The organism is Shewanella donghaensis, from assembly GCF_007567505.1.
Lineage (GTDB): Bacteria > Pseudomonadota > Gammaproteobacteria > Enterobacterales > Shewanellaceae > Shewanella > Shewanella donghaensis.
On sequence record NZ_CP041783.1, the window covers coordinates 2,903,720 to 2,917,917 of the forward strand.

Annotated in this window: 14 protein-coding genes; 9 read left to right on the forward strand and 5 right to left on the reverse strand. The window is 41.4% G+C overall.

Annotated elements, in window-relative coordinates:
- Nucleotides 1–2: 2 nt before the first annotated feature.
- Nucleotides 3–659, reverse strand: a complete 657-nt coding sequence (locus FPK91_RS12295; protein ID WP_144211519.1) for a tRNA-uridine aminocarboxypropyltransferase — start codon at nt 657–659, stop codon at nt 3–5.
- Nucleotides 660–804: 145 nt separating this feature from the next.
- On the opposite strand from FPK91_RS12295, the gene FPK91_RS12300 reads away from it, so the two are divergent.
- Nucleotides 805–1,833, forward strand: a complete 1,029-nt coding sequence (locus tag FPK91_RS12300; RefSeq protein ID WP_144211520.1) for a putative porin — start codon at nt 805–807, stop codon at nt 1,831–1,833.
- 122 nt (nt 1,834–1,955) lie between these two features.
- On the opposite strand, the gene FPK91_RS12305 is transcribed toward FPK91_RS12300, so the two are convergent.
- Entirely contained in the window at nt 1,956–3,158 is a 1,203-nt protein-coding gene (locus tag FPK91_RS12305) for a multidrug effflux MFS transporter (protein WP_144211521.1), read from the reverse strand.
- A gap of 112 nt (nt 3,159–3,270) precedes the next feature.
- Between FPK91_RS12305 and FPK91_RS12310 the strand changes: the two genes are divergently transcribed.
- A complete protein-coding gene (locus FPK91_RS12310; protein ID WP_144211522.1) occupies nt 3,271–4,263 on the forward strand; it encodes a LysR family transcriptional regulator in 993 nt (330 codons plus the stop codon).
- Between the two features lie 122 nt (nt 4,264–4,385).
- Nucleotides 4,386–4,730 carry a hypothetical protein gene (locus tag FPK91_RS12315; RefSeq protein ID WP_144211523.1) on the forward strand — a complete coding sequence of 115 codons (345 nt, stop codon included), beginning with the start codon at nt 4,386–4,388 and terminating at the stop codon, nt 4,728–4,730.
- A 103-nt stretch (nt 4,731–4,833) separates the two neighbouring features.
- Here FPK91_RS12315 and FPK91_RS12320 read toward each other — a convergent pair whose 3' ends face one another.
- Nucleotides 4,834–6,234 carry a tetratricopeptide repeat protein gene (locus FPK91_RS12320; RefSeq protein ID WP_144211524.1) on the reverse strand — a complete coding sequence of 467 codons (1,401 nt, stop codon included), beginning with the start codon at nt 6,232–6,234 and terminating at the stop codon, nt 4,834–4,836.
- A 33-nt stretch (nt 6,235–6,267) separates the two neighbouring features.
- Nucleotides 6,268–6,999, reverse strand: a complete 732-nt coding sequence (locus FPK91_RS12325; RefSeq protein ID WP_144211525.1) for a hypothetical protein — start codon at nt 6,997–6,999, stop codon at nt 6,268–6,270.
- Nucleotides 7,000–7,180: 181 nt separating this feature from the next.
- On the opposite strand from FPK91_RS12325, the gene FPK91_RS12330 reads away from it, so the two are divergent.
- Nucleotides 7,181–7,711: a DUF2780 domain-containing protein gene (locus FPK91_RS12330; RefSeq protein WP_144211526.1), complete on the forward strand. Its 531-nt coding sequence runs from the start codon at nt 7,181–7,183 to the stop codon at nt 7,709–7,711.
- A gap of 132 nt (nt 7,712–7,843) precedes the next feature.
- Nucleotides 7,844–8,293 (forward strand): tellurite resistance TerB family protein, encoded by a 450-nt coding sequence (locus tag FPK91_RS12335; RefSeq protein WP_144211527.1) that lies wholly within the window; start codon nt 7,844–7,846, stop codon nt 8,291–8,293.
- Nucleotides 8,294–8,423: 130 nt separating this feature from the next.
- Here FPK91_RS12335 and yjeH read toward each other — a convergent pair whose 3' ends face one another.
- On the reverse strand, nt 8,424–9,698 hold the full coding sequence (yjeH, locus tag FPK91_RS12340) for an L-methionine/branched-chain amino acid transporter (RefSeq protein WP_144211528.1): 1,275 nt from the start codon (nt 9,696–9,698) through the stop codon (nt 8,424–8,426).
- A gap of 140 nt (nt 9,699–9,838) precedes the next feature.
- On the opposite strand from yjeH, the gene FPK91_RS12345 reads away from it, so the two are divergent.
- The 4 genes from FPK91_RS12345 (at nt 9,839) to menC (ending at nt 14,197) form a co-directional block, all read left to right on the forward strand.
- Nucleotides 9,839–10,273, forward strand: a complete 435-nt coding sequence (locus tag FPK91_RS12345) for an Lrp/AsnC family transcriptional regulator (protein ID WP_144211529.1) — start codon at nt 9,839–9,841, stop codon at nt 10,271–10,273.
- Between the two features lie 233 nt (nt 10,274–10,506).
- Nucleotides 10,507–12,234: a 2-succinyl-5-enolpyruvyl-6-hydroxy-3-cyclohexene-1-carboxylic-acid synthase gene (gene menD, locus FPK91_RS12350; protein WP_144211530.1), complete on the forward strand. Its 1,728-nt coding sequence runs from the start codon at nt 10,507–10,509 to the stop codon at nt 12,232–12,234.
- Entirely contained in the window at nt 12,234–13,004 is a 771-nt protein-coding gene (gene menH / locus FPK91_RS12355) for a 2-succinyl-6-hydroxy-2,4-cyclohexadiene-1-carboxylate synthase (protein ID WP_144211531.1), read from the forward strand. Before menD ends, menH begins: the two co-directional genes overlap by 1 nt.
- A 47-nt stretch (nt 13,005–13,051) precedes the next feature.
- Nucleotides 13,052–14,197 (forward strand): o-succinylbenzoate synthase, encoded by a 1,146-nt coding sequence (gene menC / locus FPK91_RS12360; RefSeq protein ID WP_144211532.1) that lies wholly within the window; start codon nt 13,052–13,054, stop codon nt 14,195–14,197.
- Nucleotide 14,198: the final 1 nt, after the last annotated feature.

The window sequence follows — 14,198 nt, forward strand, 5'->3', positions numbered from 1 at the left end:
GATTACTTTTCCTTGTTTTTGACACTGTTGTTGATATTGGTATTGTTCTTAATTGTATCTGAACTATCAGCGTAACGGGCACGCACCTCAGCAGGCATCGCATTCAGCTTATGCTGCACCATGGCATCAAATACATCAAATAACGGGTTAATATCCAGTGAGCTGTCAATAGCTTGTAAAGTATAAGCTGTCGCTTCAAGTGTCGACAAACTGTCGCTGCGCTTAGCCTTTCTAATACGATATTGTGAAACGCCTTCAAATTCAATATGCAATGCAGGCAGAGCGAGTAACCAGGGGTTAAGCTGCAACATTTTGAATGCTTTGCGCCAGGTACCGTCAATTAATAATATGGTGCAATCATTCGGCACAGAAGAGCTTGCAGCGTTCTGACTATTTTCACTTGGATAGACCAGATATACAGCGCGATGACTTTTTTCCAAAGCCTGCCGTAATTCAGCAAAATCCTCAGCAGTTTCACCCACCACAACTTGGGTTTGGGGTAACGACAAGCACAATAGCTTAACGGTATTTTTTGCATGTTCAACTTCTGACGGGTGCTGTAGCACTATCACATCAGTTTTAGCCTTTATCCTTGTCACGCTATTACATATACAGGCGGACTGCGGATAAGCGCATTTTTGACAATAAACTCTACTCATTCAACACTTAACGCCTTGTAATAAAATTATTGCAAATAAAAAAAACAAATGTAATGTTAGTGAGGATTAAAAACACAACCATCTAAATTTACATGGATATTTAATAAAGAGGCTAATAAAGCTTCTTTAAACTCAAGGAAGAATTATGATTCGTAGCAAGTTATCACTCGCCGTGATGCTTTATCTCGCTAGCACTGCCGCTTTTGCCGCTGAAGCAACTTCATCAACTAACCAAAGCGCTGACAGCACATTTCATCACGAAGCTGAAATTGGCTTTCTCGACACCAGTGAAAACTCTGATGGTTTAGCTAGCGCTAAATATAGTTATTATTTTCAAGGGGTCAAGCAAAATGACGCCCCTTATGAACTGGCGACATTCTTAAGCCAATCTTCTGTGATTTCAGCACGCTATGCTATGACTGAACACCAAGACCTATATGAACTTTCTGGCGAATATGTATTTGACTCAAAATTCTTTGTTGGTGGGGGTTATTCTCGTCTATCAACAGAACGCAACTGGGGACCAAATACTGATTTAGATACTTATGAACTCAAAGCAGGTTATTATTTTAACCCACACGCTAAATTTACCTTGTCATATCAGACCAATTCAGACTCTGACTCTGAACATAGATCTAATGATGTTTACGGTGATTATAACCGAGATTCAAGTGAAGATTATGATGGTTTCGCATTAGAATATCAGCATTATTTACCGTTCGAATCCACATCAGGTCTGATGTTAACAGCTACTGGTATCTATGTAAAAACTGATTCTAAAGACATCAAAAAATACGATACTATTTATATAAATGATGCTGATGAGGTTGTTGAGGGCGTGATTGAAAGTACCGGAGAACAAACTGAAAAAGCAACGGGCCTAGCCATTAATGCTGATTGGTATATTACTAATTCATGGTCTGTTGGTGGTGGATATCAGTATTTAAATTATGATAGAAAAAGTTCATATAGCTATTCCCAAGAAACGGTAGATAAGACATCTGAGGACAATACCAACTATAGTGACTCCGACAGTCGCAATATTTATACACTCAACACTAGTTACTTTTGGCATTTTTCTAAATACGTTTCAGCCAGAGCTGCTATTGAGCAGATCTTTATCGATAGCGATTCAGGTACTAGCGTTGGTATCGCCCTTAACGGCCGATTCTAAAATCAATTTTTAGCGCTTATATTAAATGGTAGCTACACACAAAAAAATGCCTAACGATGATGATCGTTAGGCATTTTTATTTCACAATTTATCTGATGCTAAAACCTTAATCCAAGCAGCTTTTATGAGTGAACCTGTTCAACATGTAAATGGTTTAAGCTTTTAAAAGACATCATGATTAATAGCACGAGTGACAAACCGCCCATTAATATGGCCACAGCATAAGGCGCTGTGAGACTGGTCATTTGTACCAAGGCTGTAAGCAATGAAGCACCACTCATTTGAATACAACCTAACATTGCCGCTGCAGTGCCTGCTCGTTCACCAAAGGCTGAAAGTGCCATGCTTGTTGCTGGGCCAAGTAATACCGCAAAACCAATGCATAACAGCATCATTGGCAACATAAAGGCAAAACCGGCCGCTAAACCGCTATCAGGTCCAACTAATTGCATCACAACTTCGAGCACGGCAGCTAATAACATCATCGATAGTGCCACTACGACACCAGGTCGATTACCAATATGTTTAACCAGTACTGGCGCCGCAAAACAAGCTGCTATATTCACTGCTGCGTTTAAGCCAAATAAGCCACTAAACTCAAGTTCATTGAGCCCTAAATGTCCAATTAACCACATCGGCGAATAAGAGACATAAGTTAAAATTGATGCCATAGCAACCATACAAGCACTGGCATAAAACAAGAAATGCGGATCGCTTAATACAGGCTTATAACGACCCCATCGATATAGCTTACCGCTAATATCGGTGTTTTCAGGGCGTGTTTCTGGGAATTTAAAGATGACAATGGCCAAAACGATAATGGCGTATAAAGCCATAAAGATGAACGTTGAACGCCAACCGAATTGTAATGCCAATAAACCACCTAAAGTCGGTGCTAGCGCAGGTATCACACAAATAGCACCGTTTAAATAACTGTACATTTTGACGCTATCTTTACTGCTATAACAATCTCGCACCGCACTAAACACCACGATTGAGGTTGAACAAGCAGCCAGACCTTGCAGCACTCTAGCCAGTTGCAGTATTTCAAACTCTTTCGCCATTGCACCTATGATGCTACTCACGCCATATAAAATAATACCAAACAGCGCTATAGGTCTGCGGCCAAAACGATCAGCCAATGGCCCAATGAGAATTTGCCCTACACCCATAGCAAACAAAAATAATACCAGTGTCGACTGAATTTGGCTGCCGCTGACACCATACTCCAACGCCATCGTCGGCATAGAGGGTAAATATATATCGATAGCTAATGGGCTAAGAAGCACCATAAACATCAGTATCGGCAGCAAGTTACGTCTCATTTCTTTATCTCTTATCGTTAATGGCTTTTTTAATTGACGGCATTTTAGACTACTCATGGTATGAATAGAAATGGTATTATTTCCAAAGTAAATTTCCTTTGAGGAATATCACATGAATATTGATAATCTCGCTAAAATTGACTTAAACCTGTTAGTTATTCTGCAAGTATTGCTTGAAGAGCAAAGTGTCACCCGCGCAGCAAGTCGCTTGCATTTAAGTCAGTCAGCTTTAAGTAAAAGTCTCAATCGCTTGCGAGTGACATTAGATGACCCTTTATTTCAGCGCACCGCGCATGGTTTAAAACCCACTGCTCATGCTGTTAATCTGGCACAACAATTACCGCTGTTATTACAAAGCTTGCATCAAATCGTTCAACCACCGAGTTTTATACCCGCTTCCAGTCATCAGCATTTTTCATTTGCGATGGTAGAGAGTGCCTATGAAACATTATTGCCTTATTTTATCGGTACAATTTTACACGATGCACCCAATTTAAAATTGGATTCATATGTGTGGAATGAAAAATCAATGCAAGACCTGCAGCTGGGTCAAATCGATTTTGGTATTGCTGGACGTGATACACATCCCCAAGCTGACTTTAAGAAAGAACAATTACCGGATGGGATTAAATATCAAACGTTATTTAAGGATAAGCAGGTGTGCCTTGTCAGGCAAGATCATCCCATACTGGAAAAGATCAATGCAGGCCATTGGGATAGAGAACTGTATTTGCAAATGGCGCATGTGCAGGTCCGCTGTGAAGGCAATGATTGGTGGGCACTGGATTACCACTTAGCCGACCAAAATTTGCATCGTCGCATTAGCTCAACCGTACCTGATTTTTACGGTGCGGCCAGCATATGTGCTCATAGTGATCTGATTTTTACGCTGCCTTCCAGTTTCGCAAGCCATGCGGCATTACTCTATCCATTGGTAGAAATCCCCTTACCGTTTTCATTTATACCCATGGCGTATGTGCTGCTTTGGCATGAGCGAAATAGCGAAGCGCCTGGACATTTGTGGCTTCGAAATATTATTTGCGGCAGTGTTGCTAAGGCAATAAAGCAAACATCGACGGTGCAAATAATCGATAAAAATGAGTAAACATTAACCAGGATTAACGTGACGATTGCCGTAAAATCATTGAAACTAATATTCAAAGTATTAAACCAATGTAATCCATCGCTATTTTGATTGCAGTTGGTGACACTAATTTAGGAGTACAAATGAATACAAATAATTTCTTTAATCAAGCAGGTTTAAAGCAACGCGTTGGCACTATGCATCCGTTCTTAGGCTTACTTTCTATCACTGCTATTTTATTAACATCACTGGTGTTACTGCCATTCTTGCTGTTATTCGCTTTGGTAAGCTTTATCGGATTAAACTTATTAGGCCGTAAATATTTAGCCCCTAAGATGCAGCCTATATTTGGTCAACAAGCACAACCAAACAATGTGTATCGTGGCGACGACAATGTTCAACGAGAATCATCGATTTATAAATCAGAGATGTTCCGTTCATCAAAAGGCGCAACTGGCGGCCGAACTTTCGAACACCAGGCCGATTAAACCATTTACCTTATCGCAATGATCAAGCATTGCTTTCTAGGTCATCAATAAAAACACCGCCAATGGGCGGTGTTTTTATTTCTATCGTTTTCACAACTGAAATCTACGTCAGTATATGTTGAGCATGTTGCAATGATTTCAATTCTTCAGCACTTGGACTTAAACCAATAACATTTTCGATTTGAATCTGCAGAGAGTGCCATATGGGATCGATGATTGCTGTTTGTTGATCATTGGCATCTTGTTTTGCTAACTTGAGCAACGAAGCTGACTCAACCACATCAATACGGCCTAGCACGCCATCTGCCAGCGCCACACTAAGCTCAATCATTGCTGGGACATTCTGGCCGAATTTAATCACATCACGTAAATAACGCTCAGCTAAACTGGTATCAATACCTAAACCCGAATCGTCATTAAGCATATGCTGCGCTCGAGTAAACATGGCATCAAGTTGACCTTGTTCTGCTGCTTCTGCGAGCCAATGCTCACTGGCGTTAGCATCAACATCACATCCATCACCATTATTAAGCATTAATGCCAGATGATATTGTGCATGGGGATAACCCGCTTGCGCCGCTTTATTAATCCACTCAAATGCGTTGCTTAAATCTTGCTGTTGATAGTACAGCACGCCCAAATTCGACATCGCTTCAGCATTTTCAGCCAGCGCGGCTTGTTCAAGCCACTTAGCCGCAAGATCCATATCAAGGTCAAAATGCTCAGAGCCAACTAAATAGAAAAAGCCCAATAATGCTTTTGCTTCAATGACGCCAGCTTCTGCTGCTTGCGCAATAATTTGTTCGCCTTTGACTGCATTCTTTGACCCGCTATACCCATGCAGTAAGGCTACGCCATACTCAAATAATGCTTGTTGATGCTGAGCCGATGCGAGCTTAAACCAATAAGTGGCCTGCTTGAAACTGCTTTCAGACTCTGATTTTTGTTCGCTTTTATCTAATGATTGCTCTTGTTCTTGCTGCATTAACGCTTTCGACTTAAGCGATAGGCCCACTAAATATTGAGCTTGAGGATCATTATGCATCACAGCTTGGTAGCACAACTCACGGCCAGCATAAGAGTCAAAAGCTTGGAATTTATATTCAGGAACGGGCTTTCGATGATATTTGGGGTATAAAATCTCAATCAGCGACAGGATATTACGAATGGTTTTTTCAGCTAATGTCACCAACTGCACTTGCGTTAGATGGTACTTTTCAGGATGTGCACCACGATTGCCGTCACTGCGCAAACGATGCAAAGCTCGAGTTGTGGGTACATCAATCAAACGCAGCCGATTTAACTGCTCAATGCGGTCATATAAATTGGGGCTAGTGAACTTAACCGACTTCTTAGCAGCAAGCAGTGAGGTCACTTGATGGGTAAAGCTTCGAACAAAAACCAAAGCCTGGGTAGGAATATCCCGTACATAGCTTTTAGCTTTAGTGTAATCGTCAACAATGTCAGGAGAGAAGCTGCCTATCAGCTCGATATCATTTAACACTTAGGGCAACTCCTCTGCGCTTAACGCACTTAATTAGATTTCAGTATGCTCTGACTCTTCGTCAGTTGGCTCACGTGTAACCATATACAATCTAAACAAAGCAACGTTAACGAAAAGTCCTAAAAATGCGAACACGGTATCAAGAATGACTTGAAGCGGGAAACCGCCAAACTCACCTAACTGTAAAAGCAAACCGCCCACTAACGATAGTGGAATATACATCATCAAAATCATAATAGTTTTGAGCACGATTGGTGATGAAAATTTAAAACTACTCTTAATCGCTTCAAGTGGTGTTAGTCGTTCAACAATCACCATGAAATTAACGTAAGCCAAGCGCGCAAATAGATAGAAGCTAATACTTAAGCCAATGACCCAAAAAGGCCCGAATACAGCAAATAGCATCACAGGCAATAAAATGACCACACCTGAAAATACACCGGCTAGCAATAATGGCGGCACGAACATAAAACTGTTCTTTAGTACCATTCCAGCGGTAACTTCATGACCACGTGAACGCACTTCTAAGTACAAAGTTAATGCTGCGATAAGTAAAGAGAAGATCAACAGTAACGCCATCATGGCTGCGCCATGTATCGCGCCAAACTCTGGTACTTCTACTTCAGCTTGCGCCGCGAGTTCACTTCCTAACCATAATTGAATCATGACTTGAATTAATAGTAGGGGCACTGTGAATGTCGCCAGTGCCACTATGTGGTTACGAAAGAAATTATATGCTTCAGTCAAAATTGCAGACAATGACATGGGAGTTCCAATAATCTAAATAAAATTAATATGCTGCTAAGGATACCGAAAAAAGTGCTTTTTTGCACAATTGATATCGTGCTTAAGTTTAAGTTCTTCAAATCAATTGTCACAATTTTGTGAATAACGTTACAATGATCACTAAATTGACCAGTTCATAAACAAGTACAGGATGACCACAATGAAAATGACGCCAGCAGTAAGTCTTTTATTAGCAGCATTTGCAGTAACTACACCCGCTCAAGCTGGGTGGTTAGATAGTATATTTGGTAGTGAAGAGAAAAAAGTAGAAAAAGTTGAAACTGCCACTGAAGCTCAGTCAGCTGATTTAGTCGGCAATGTGATGTCGCAACTTGGTCTAACCAAAGATCAAGCTCAAGGTGGCTTAGGTTCTCTTTTAAGCCTAGCACAATCGAACTTAGGCGATTCTGACTTCAGCCAGATTTCAGATAGCATTCCAGGTACAGACGCTTTATTAGCTGCAGTACCAGCACTTTCATCTGACTCTGGGATGTCAGGTTTATTGTCTCAAGCAGGCGACTTAGGTAAGTCACTTGAAGGAGCAAGCATGGTATATGACACATTTGAAGCTTTGGGTATTAAGAAAGAATATGTTGGCCCAATGATTGATATTGCTAAGTCTTATTTAGATACTAACGGTACTGAAGGTACGGTTGATATGTTAATGAAAGGCTTAAGTTCAATCATGTAACATTAACCATTTATTAATGGATTAATTTTATTTAATGCCGAGCTATTCGCTCGGCATTATTGTCTCTGTTAAGCTTAAAACAATAACACCGAGTAAAAACCAGCATTAACCGTGTTGTTTATTGGAGGTCATATGATCGCGAAACTCAAACAGTTCTTACAATCTCATACCCAAGCAATCACCCCAGAAGATAAAGCACATCAATTTAATCTTGCGGCTGCCAGCTTACTACTTGAAGTCATGTATGCAGATGAAACCCTTGATGAGCAAGAAGTTGCGATGTTACCGACGATGCTTACAACGAACCTAGGCTTAAGCCTAGAGGCTGCCAATGATCTCATTCGTGAGGCAAAATTAGTGCAAGGAAATTCAATATCTCTTTTTGAATTTACCGCCGAGATCAACAATCAATGCACCATTGAGCAGAAACAGAAGCTACTACTTTGCATGTGGAAGTTGGCCTATTCAGACGGAAAACTGTGCCGAAATGAAGATCAGATTATTCGCCGTACCGCTGATTTACTCTATTTAAAGCACAGCGAAGTGATTCAAATGCGCAATATCGCCATGGAGCAACGTTAAACTATATGGCGGCTTCATTCTTATCAATCGCTCACGATAACTGAGTCAAAATGAGTTTAAAGCGGCCCATGAAATTTGGCGCTAACACTATGCCACGAACACTATCGCGCTAAGAATATGACGCTAACGATTAAGTATTAACGAGCGCCTTTCGATTTAAATGATTTTTTTGCCAATACATAAATGGCGCGACGGTCACCACCAAAATAAATGAGTACAACATGTTCTCTTCAAGCGCATAGCCCACACCAATACAAAAGACACTACCACCAATAACCAAAGGTAAATAGCGTTTACTGAGTAACTTGGCTGCTGACCACATTGTCAGCAAATAGATAATGACGAACACACCATTACTCCAGGCAATTAGGTCTTCCAGTTTCTGCTCGGTAACAAAAGTCAGCACAATAACCACCACCATGCTTGCTAAAATAGTCACTAATGCCCGTAAAGGCACACCATGTGGGTTTAGCTTGTCAAAATACTTTGGCAGCACACCTTCTTTACTAAAGCTCCACAATAATCGAGCTGCACTGGCGCAATACACATTAACGGTAGCCAACCCACTGGCAATACCCAGTACCCCAATCACTTGCGCACCGATAGCTGGAACACCAAAACCACTGAGTAGGCTATTAAATGCGTAGATCATTGCCAAACCTTCAACTTCTGTTGGCACCATTAATAATAATAACGTGCACACCAAGTAGATAATGCCCACCAGCACAGTGCCGATCATCATTGCAGGTAACATATCCTTTTCAGGTTGACGAAAATCATTAGCTAAATGCGTCATCGCTTCAATACCTAAAAAGCTCCAAAAGCCAATTCCCATAGCCAGCATCACACTTGATACTTCAGGTTTGGCAAAGTCTGTCATCGAATCTAATTGATCTACGTTAGCGCCACTACTGCCAAATAACACTGCTACCACGGCTACAATGGCAATCGTTAAAGCAAACTGCAATTTGGCCGACACTTGAATACCACGATAGTTAAGCAGTAATAGTAAACCCACAATGGATATCTCAGCGGCAAGTTGCGCTAAGCCAGTCATGGAGACCAATGCATCCATAAATTGAAATGTCATCAAAATAGCCGCTGGCGCACCTATTGGAATCACTAATAGAAATAACAAACCAATAGTACGTCCTGCGGTTTTACCAAAAGCTTTTTCAATAAAATAGGCAGGCCCTGCAGCATGGGGAAAACGGCTGGCTAATAATCCAAATACCACTGCAACAGGCAAAATGGCGATGGTAAGTATAATCCAAGCCAGTAAAGCACCACTATTTGCTACTTCAATGGTCATTTGAGGCAGTATAAACACACCTGTCCCCAACAAAGTGGTGGCCATCAACCCGGCACCTTGCCAGCGCCCTATCGTTCCTGTAATTTGATTCATTGGCTTTATCTATTGTGATATTTAATAAGATTATAAAGTGATAACACTTTTCAAACTGCAGGTTATCACCAGCAACATCACCTATCAAACCGACAAAGTGACGGCAATAAGCCAAATAACCAACATAAGGAGGGTTTACCTTGGATAAGTTCGATCAACTAATCATTAATGCACTACGCCACGATGCTCGCCAAAGCATTTCAAACATTGCCGAGCAAGTCAGCTTATCCCGCAGCGCTGTCACTGAACGCATTAAAAAGCTCGAACAGTCGGGTGTGATCCGTGGCTATCAAGTGTTATTGAGTGAGTCGCAAAAAGAAGGGGTTTTGGCGTATTTCGAAATCCAGCATGAGCGCGCAAACTGTGGTGAAGTTGTCCATGTTTTTCACGCAATTCCCGAGGTCATTACTTGCCAAGGCATCACTGGGGAAATGGATTTATTGGTTTACGTGAATGCACCTTCTATGAAGCGCCTACACCAAATACGAGAATACATTGATGCCCAAGATGACATCATTAAAATTAAAACCCATGTCGTTATGAGTGAATGGATTAATAACCAGCCAAGCAATTAAGCCATAGGTCTCAATCGAAGACGCTAAATCTGTAGCGCGATCTTTATAACACTATGTCTATGATATTAAACCGCTACCATCGGCAAGCTGTCGATGTGCTGTAAACAATTTAATGGCACAGATTTTTAGCTTTTTAATAAAGGGATTTTATAATTTTTCAATCGAAATCTTAGATATACCCGCTTGATAGCGTTACACTTCTGCTAACTGATTTTTTTATTAGGTTTCTCAACATGCAATCACAGCCGACATCTGACATTAACTTACTTTGGGGCTCTCTTATTTTAGAAGAGCTAGCAAGATTAGGAGTGCAACATGTCTGCATGGCACCCGGCTCTCGCTCAACCCCACTGACGTTAGCGGCTGCTGCTCAATCTAACTTGCAACGTCATCTGCATTTTGATGAACGTGGACTTGGATTTATGGCACTGGGTTTAGCCAAATCAAGCCAAAGCCCGGTGGCAATCATTACCACTTCTGGTACTGCGGTGGCTAACTTGTATCCTGCGATTGTTGAAGCCTGGCTCACTCAAGTTCCCTTGATTGTATTAACGGGCGACCGCCCCCCTGAACTCATTGGTTGTGGCGCCAATCAAGCCATTGTGCAACCTGCAATATTTGCTGATTATGCCAAACAAGTCAATTTACCCACACCCGATACAGCTATTAGCCCTAATGCGTTATTGACCACCATCGATGAAGCCGTAGCAAACTTGTCGCAGCCGGTGCATTTCAATTGCATGTATAGAGAACCACTGTACCCAACAGAACTAGAAACTTTAGCGCAATTAGCACAGTCATTAAGCCATTATGTATCGCCAATAAAAGCCTGGTTAAGTCACTCACATCCTTACACTGACTATGGTCTGCTAACGCAATCCAACTTGCCTAGCCAAGACACCATGATGCGATTTGTCCATGGTAAAGGGATTATTGTTGCTGGAACATTGTCGCCTCAGGAAGACCCACAACAGATTGTTGAGTTATCGCAAAAACTAGGCTGGCCGATTGTGGCTGATGCACAATCACAACTGAGACAACACCCGAGTGTGATAGGTCATATTGATCAACTACTGTTAAATCCTAAAGCCAGTAAATTTATTGAACAAGCTGACAGAGTGGTGGTTTTTGGCGGCCGCTTTATTTCTAAAAGGTTAATGAGCTTTATCGCCAACCACCAATGGCACAGTTACTGGCAAGTATTGCCCAATCAGCAACGCTTAGATCCTGACCATCAATCAAAACGTATTTGGCAAACCACTATCACAGATATGTGTAACAACAATTGGCCACGGTCATCACAGGCTAATTGGGGCTTAAACTTAGTCAATCACAACCAACAACTTGAGGCTTTGTTAGCACAACATATTGACCAAAGCGGCTTTGGTGAGCCTCTCGTGGTTCGTCAAATAGCCAAGCAACAGACCTCATCTCATCAGTGGTTTATTGGTAACAGCCTGCCAATTCGCCTATACGATATGTATGCACCAATTGTGTGTGAACCGCCTAATATCTACACCAACCGTGGTGCATCAGGTATCGACGGGCTAATTGCTACAGCATCTGGTGTAGCCTTAGCCAATAAGCAACCAACAACCTTACTGATTGGCGATATCTCCAGTCTGCACGACTTAAATTCATTAGCTATAACAAAACAAATCAACAGCCCTTTTGTCATTGTGATTTTAAATAATGACGGCGGTAATATCTTTAACCTGCTACCCGTACCGAACGATGAAATTCGTGAACAATATTATCGTTTAAGCCATGGTTTGGAATTTGGCTATGCGGCTGCAATGTTTGGCTTACCCTATAACCAAGTGGACAGTTTAGCCAGCTTTGATGAAGCCTACGCTGATGCTATGGCATACAAAGGCACATCAGTGATTGAAGTGAATGTCAGCCCAACACAAGCGAGCGATCAAATAAAGCTCATCACACAATGGGTGAAACAACACTAATGCCAATCATTAACCGTTGTGGTGACACCGACCTACCTGCACTGGTGTTATTGCATGGATTTCTAGGCTCAAAAGAAGATTGGCAAGCAAGCTTGCCAATCTTAAGTCAGCATTTTCACTGTATTTGCATCGACTTGCCTGGGCATGGTGAAAATGAGCTTATCTTGCCAACGCCTGGATTTGAAACCGCAGCGAAATTCATAGTCGATAAAGTCACTGAACTCGGCTATCCAAGATTTCACTTATTGGGCTATTCATTGGGCGGACGAATGGCACTGCATATTGCTAAGTTTTACCCCCAATCGCTATTAAGCCTAGTCCTTGAATCATCTCACCTAGGGTTAACTACCATGAAAGAAAAGCAGACACGATTAAGCCAGGATCAAAAGTGGGCAGATAAACTGACTTCTGAGCCTATTGGCGATTTTCTTGCCCAATGGTATCAGCAAGCTGTGTTTGCAGAATTATCCCTAGATGAGAGAGCAAAGCTGATTGCGATTCGAAGTAAGAATAATCCACAAGCACTATTACATTGCTATAAAAGTACCTCACTGGGATTACAAGAAAATGGCCAACATGTACTGAAACACTTACACTGCCCCACCTATATGTTGGTCGGGCAGCAAGACAGTAAATTCAGTCAACTTGCTCAGCAATGGCAGCAAAGTGCTGGTTTAACCGTTATCACTATTGCTGACAGTGGCCACAATGTTCATAAGGCTCAACCCAGCGTATTTGCAGCAAAGATAATTCAAACTCTACACGCTTAAGGACATCATTCATGCCAATCGCTGATACGAATAACAATGAGGTTTTTATGAGTGACATACTCATTAGTCAACTTGAGCTTTATCGCTACCATATCGATTTAGCACCAAACCTGCCTGTTGCTAGTCAGCGAATTAATCAGCGTCACGGGCTGGTAATTTCAGCAAGCCTAACTAATGGTAGGCAAGCTTTTGTAGAGATATCTCCGCTATCTGGTACCGATATAACAAGTGCTGCGTTAACCGGTTTTAGTCATGAGTCACTTGCTGATGCAATCAATCAGTTAACCCCAATATTGCCAAGTTTAGTCGGAAAGAAAGTTAACCATATTGATGATGTTATTGCTGCAGAAACTCTAGTGCCTTCGGTTGCTTTTGGCTTAAGTTTATTAGCATTGAAACTTAACGGCGCTTTTGATCACCCTCAATATGATTATGCTCAGTCAATGCAAAGCAAAATTGGCCTTTTCTATTATCAACCAGAGTCAGATCTGAACATGCTACAGGCAAAAATTGCCCAATTAGATAAACGCAGCTACTCAGTAAAAGTGAAAGTCGCCCAGGCCAGCATTGAACAAGAAATTACTTACATACACCAAATTCTAGAGGTTAACCCAAAGCTAAAGCTGCGTTTAGATGCCAACCAAGGCTTTACACCTGAGCAAGCCATTGAGTTTTTAGCTTGTGTGCCAAAAGCATCAATTGAGTACATTGAAGAGCCATGTAAAACCCTTGCTGACAGCCAGTTGGTTTATCAAAGCCTTAAAATACCTTTCGCACTGGATGAAAGCTTGAACGACAATAGCTACCAATTTGAAATGCTCAATGGCCTAACAGCGCTTGTTATCAAGCCCACTATTATCGGCGATATAAAGAAGCTAAAAGCATTAATAACCACAGCTAACAGTCATGGTGTTCGCTGTATTTTAAGCTCAAGCTTAGAAGCAAATCTTGGGATTAATGATTTAGCCAAATTAAGCTATATGTTGACGCCAGATGAGACTCCAGGATTAGATACTTTAAGCAGTTTTACCGAGCCATTAATTGATAATCAAGGACTGCTCAATATGCAGGTTTGTCAGTTACTACAAAGTGAGACTTTAATTCAAGATCAGCCCCAAGAGCTGAACCAAGATCAGACTCAAATTCTGACCCAAACTCAAGCTACTGAAATAGAAGATCACGGTAAAAACTAAG

What these genes read in the sequence shown, in the direction of transcription:
- FPK91_RS12295 (WP_144211519.1), bottom strand. Translation starts at nt 659, where the DNA reads ATGAGTAGAGTTTATTGTCAAAAATGCGCTTATCCGCAGTCCGCCTGT.
- FPK91_RS12300 (WP_144211520.1), top strand. Translation starts at nt 805, where the DNA reads ATGATTCGTAGCAAGTTATCACTCGCCGTGATGCTTTATCTCGCTAGC.
- FPK91_RS12305 (WP_144211521.1), bottom strand. Translation starts at nt 3,158, where the DNA reads ATGAGACGTAACTTGCTGCCGATACTGATGTTTATGGTGCTTCTTAGC.
- FPK91_RS12310 (WP_144211522.1), top strand. Translation starts at nt 3,271, where the DNA reads ATGAATATTGATAATCTCGCTAAAATTGACTTAAACCTGTTAGTTATT.
- FPK91_RS12315 (WP_144211523.1), top strand. Translation starts at nt 4,386, where the DNA reads ATGAATACAAATAATTTCTTTAATCAAGCAGGTTTAAAGCAACGCGTT.
- FPK91_RS12325 (WP_144211525.1), bottom strand. Translation starts at nt 6,999, where the DNA reads ATGTCATTGTCTGCAATTTTGACTGAAGCATATAATTTCTTTCGTAAC.
- FPK91_RS12330 (WP_144211526.1), top strand. Translation starts at nt 7,181, where the DNA reads ATGAAAATGACGCCAGCAGTAAGTCTTTTATTAGCAGCATTTGCAGTA.
- FPK91_RS12335 (WP_144211527.1), top strand. Translation starts at nt 7,844, where the DNA reads ATGATCGCGAAACTCAAACAGTTCTTACAATCTCATACCCAAGCAATC.
- yjeH (WP_144211528.1), bottom strand. Translation starts at nt 9,698, where the DNA reads ATGAATCAAATTACAGGAACGATAGGGCGCTGGCAAGGTGCCGGGTTG.
- menD (WP_144211530.1), top strand. Translation starts at nt 10,507, where the DNA reads ATGCAATCACAGCCGACATCTGACATTAACTTACTTTGGGGCTCTCTT.
- menH (WP_144211531.1), top strand. Translation starts at nt 12,234, where the DNA reads ATGCCAATCATTAACCGTTGTGGTGACACCGACCTACCTGCACTGGTG.
- menC (WP_144211532.1), top strand. Translation starts at nt 13,052, where the DNA reads ATGAGTGACATACTCATTAGTCAACTTGAGCTTTATCGCTACCATATC.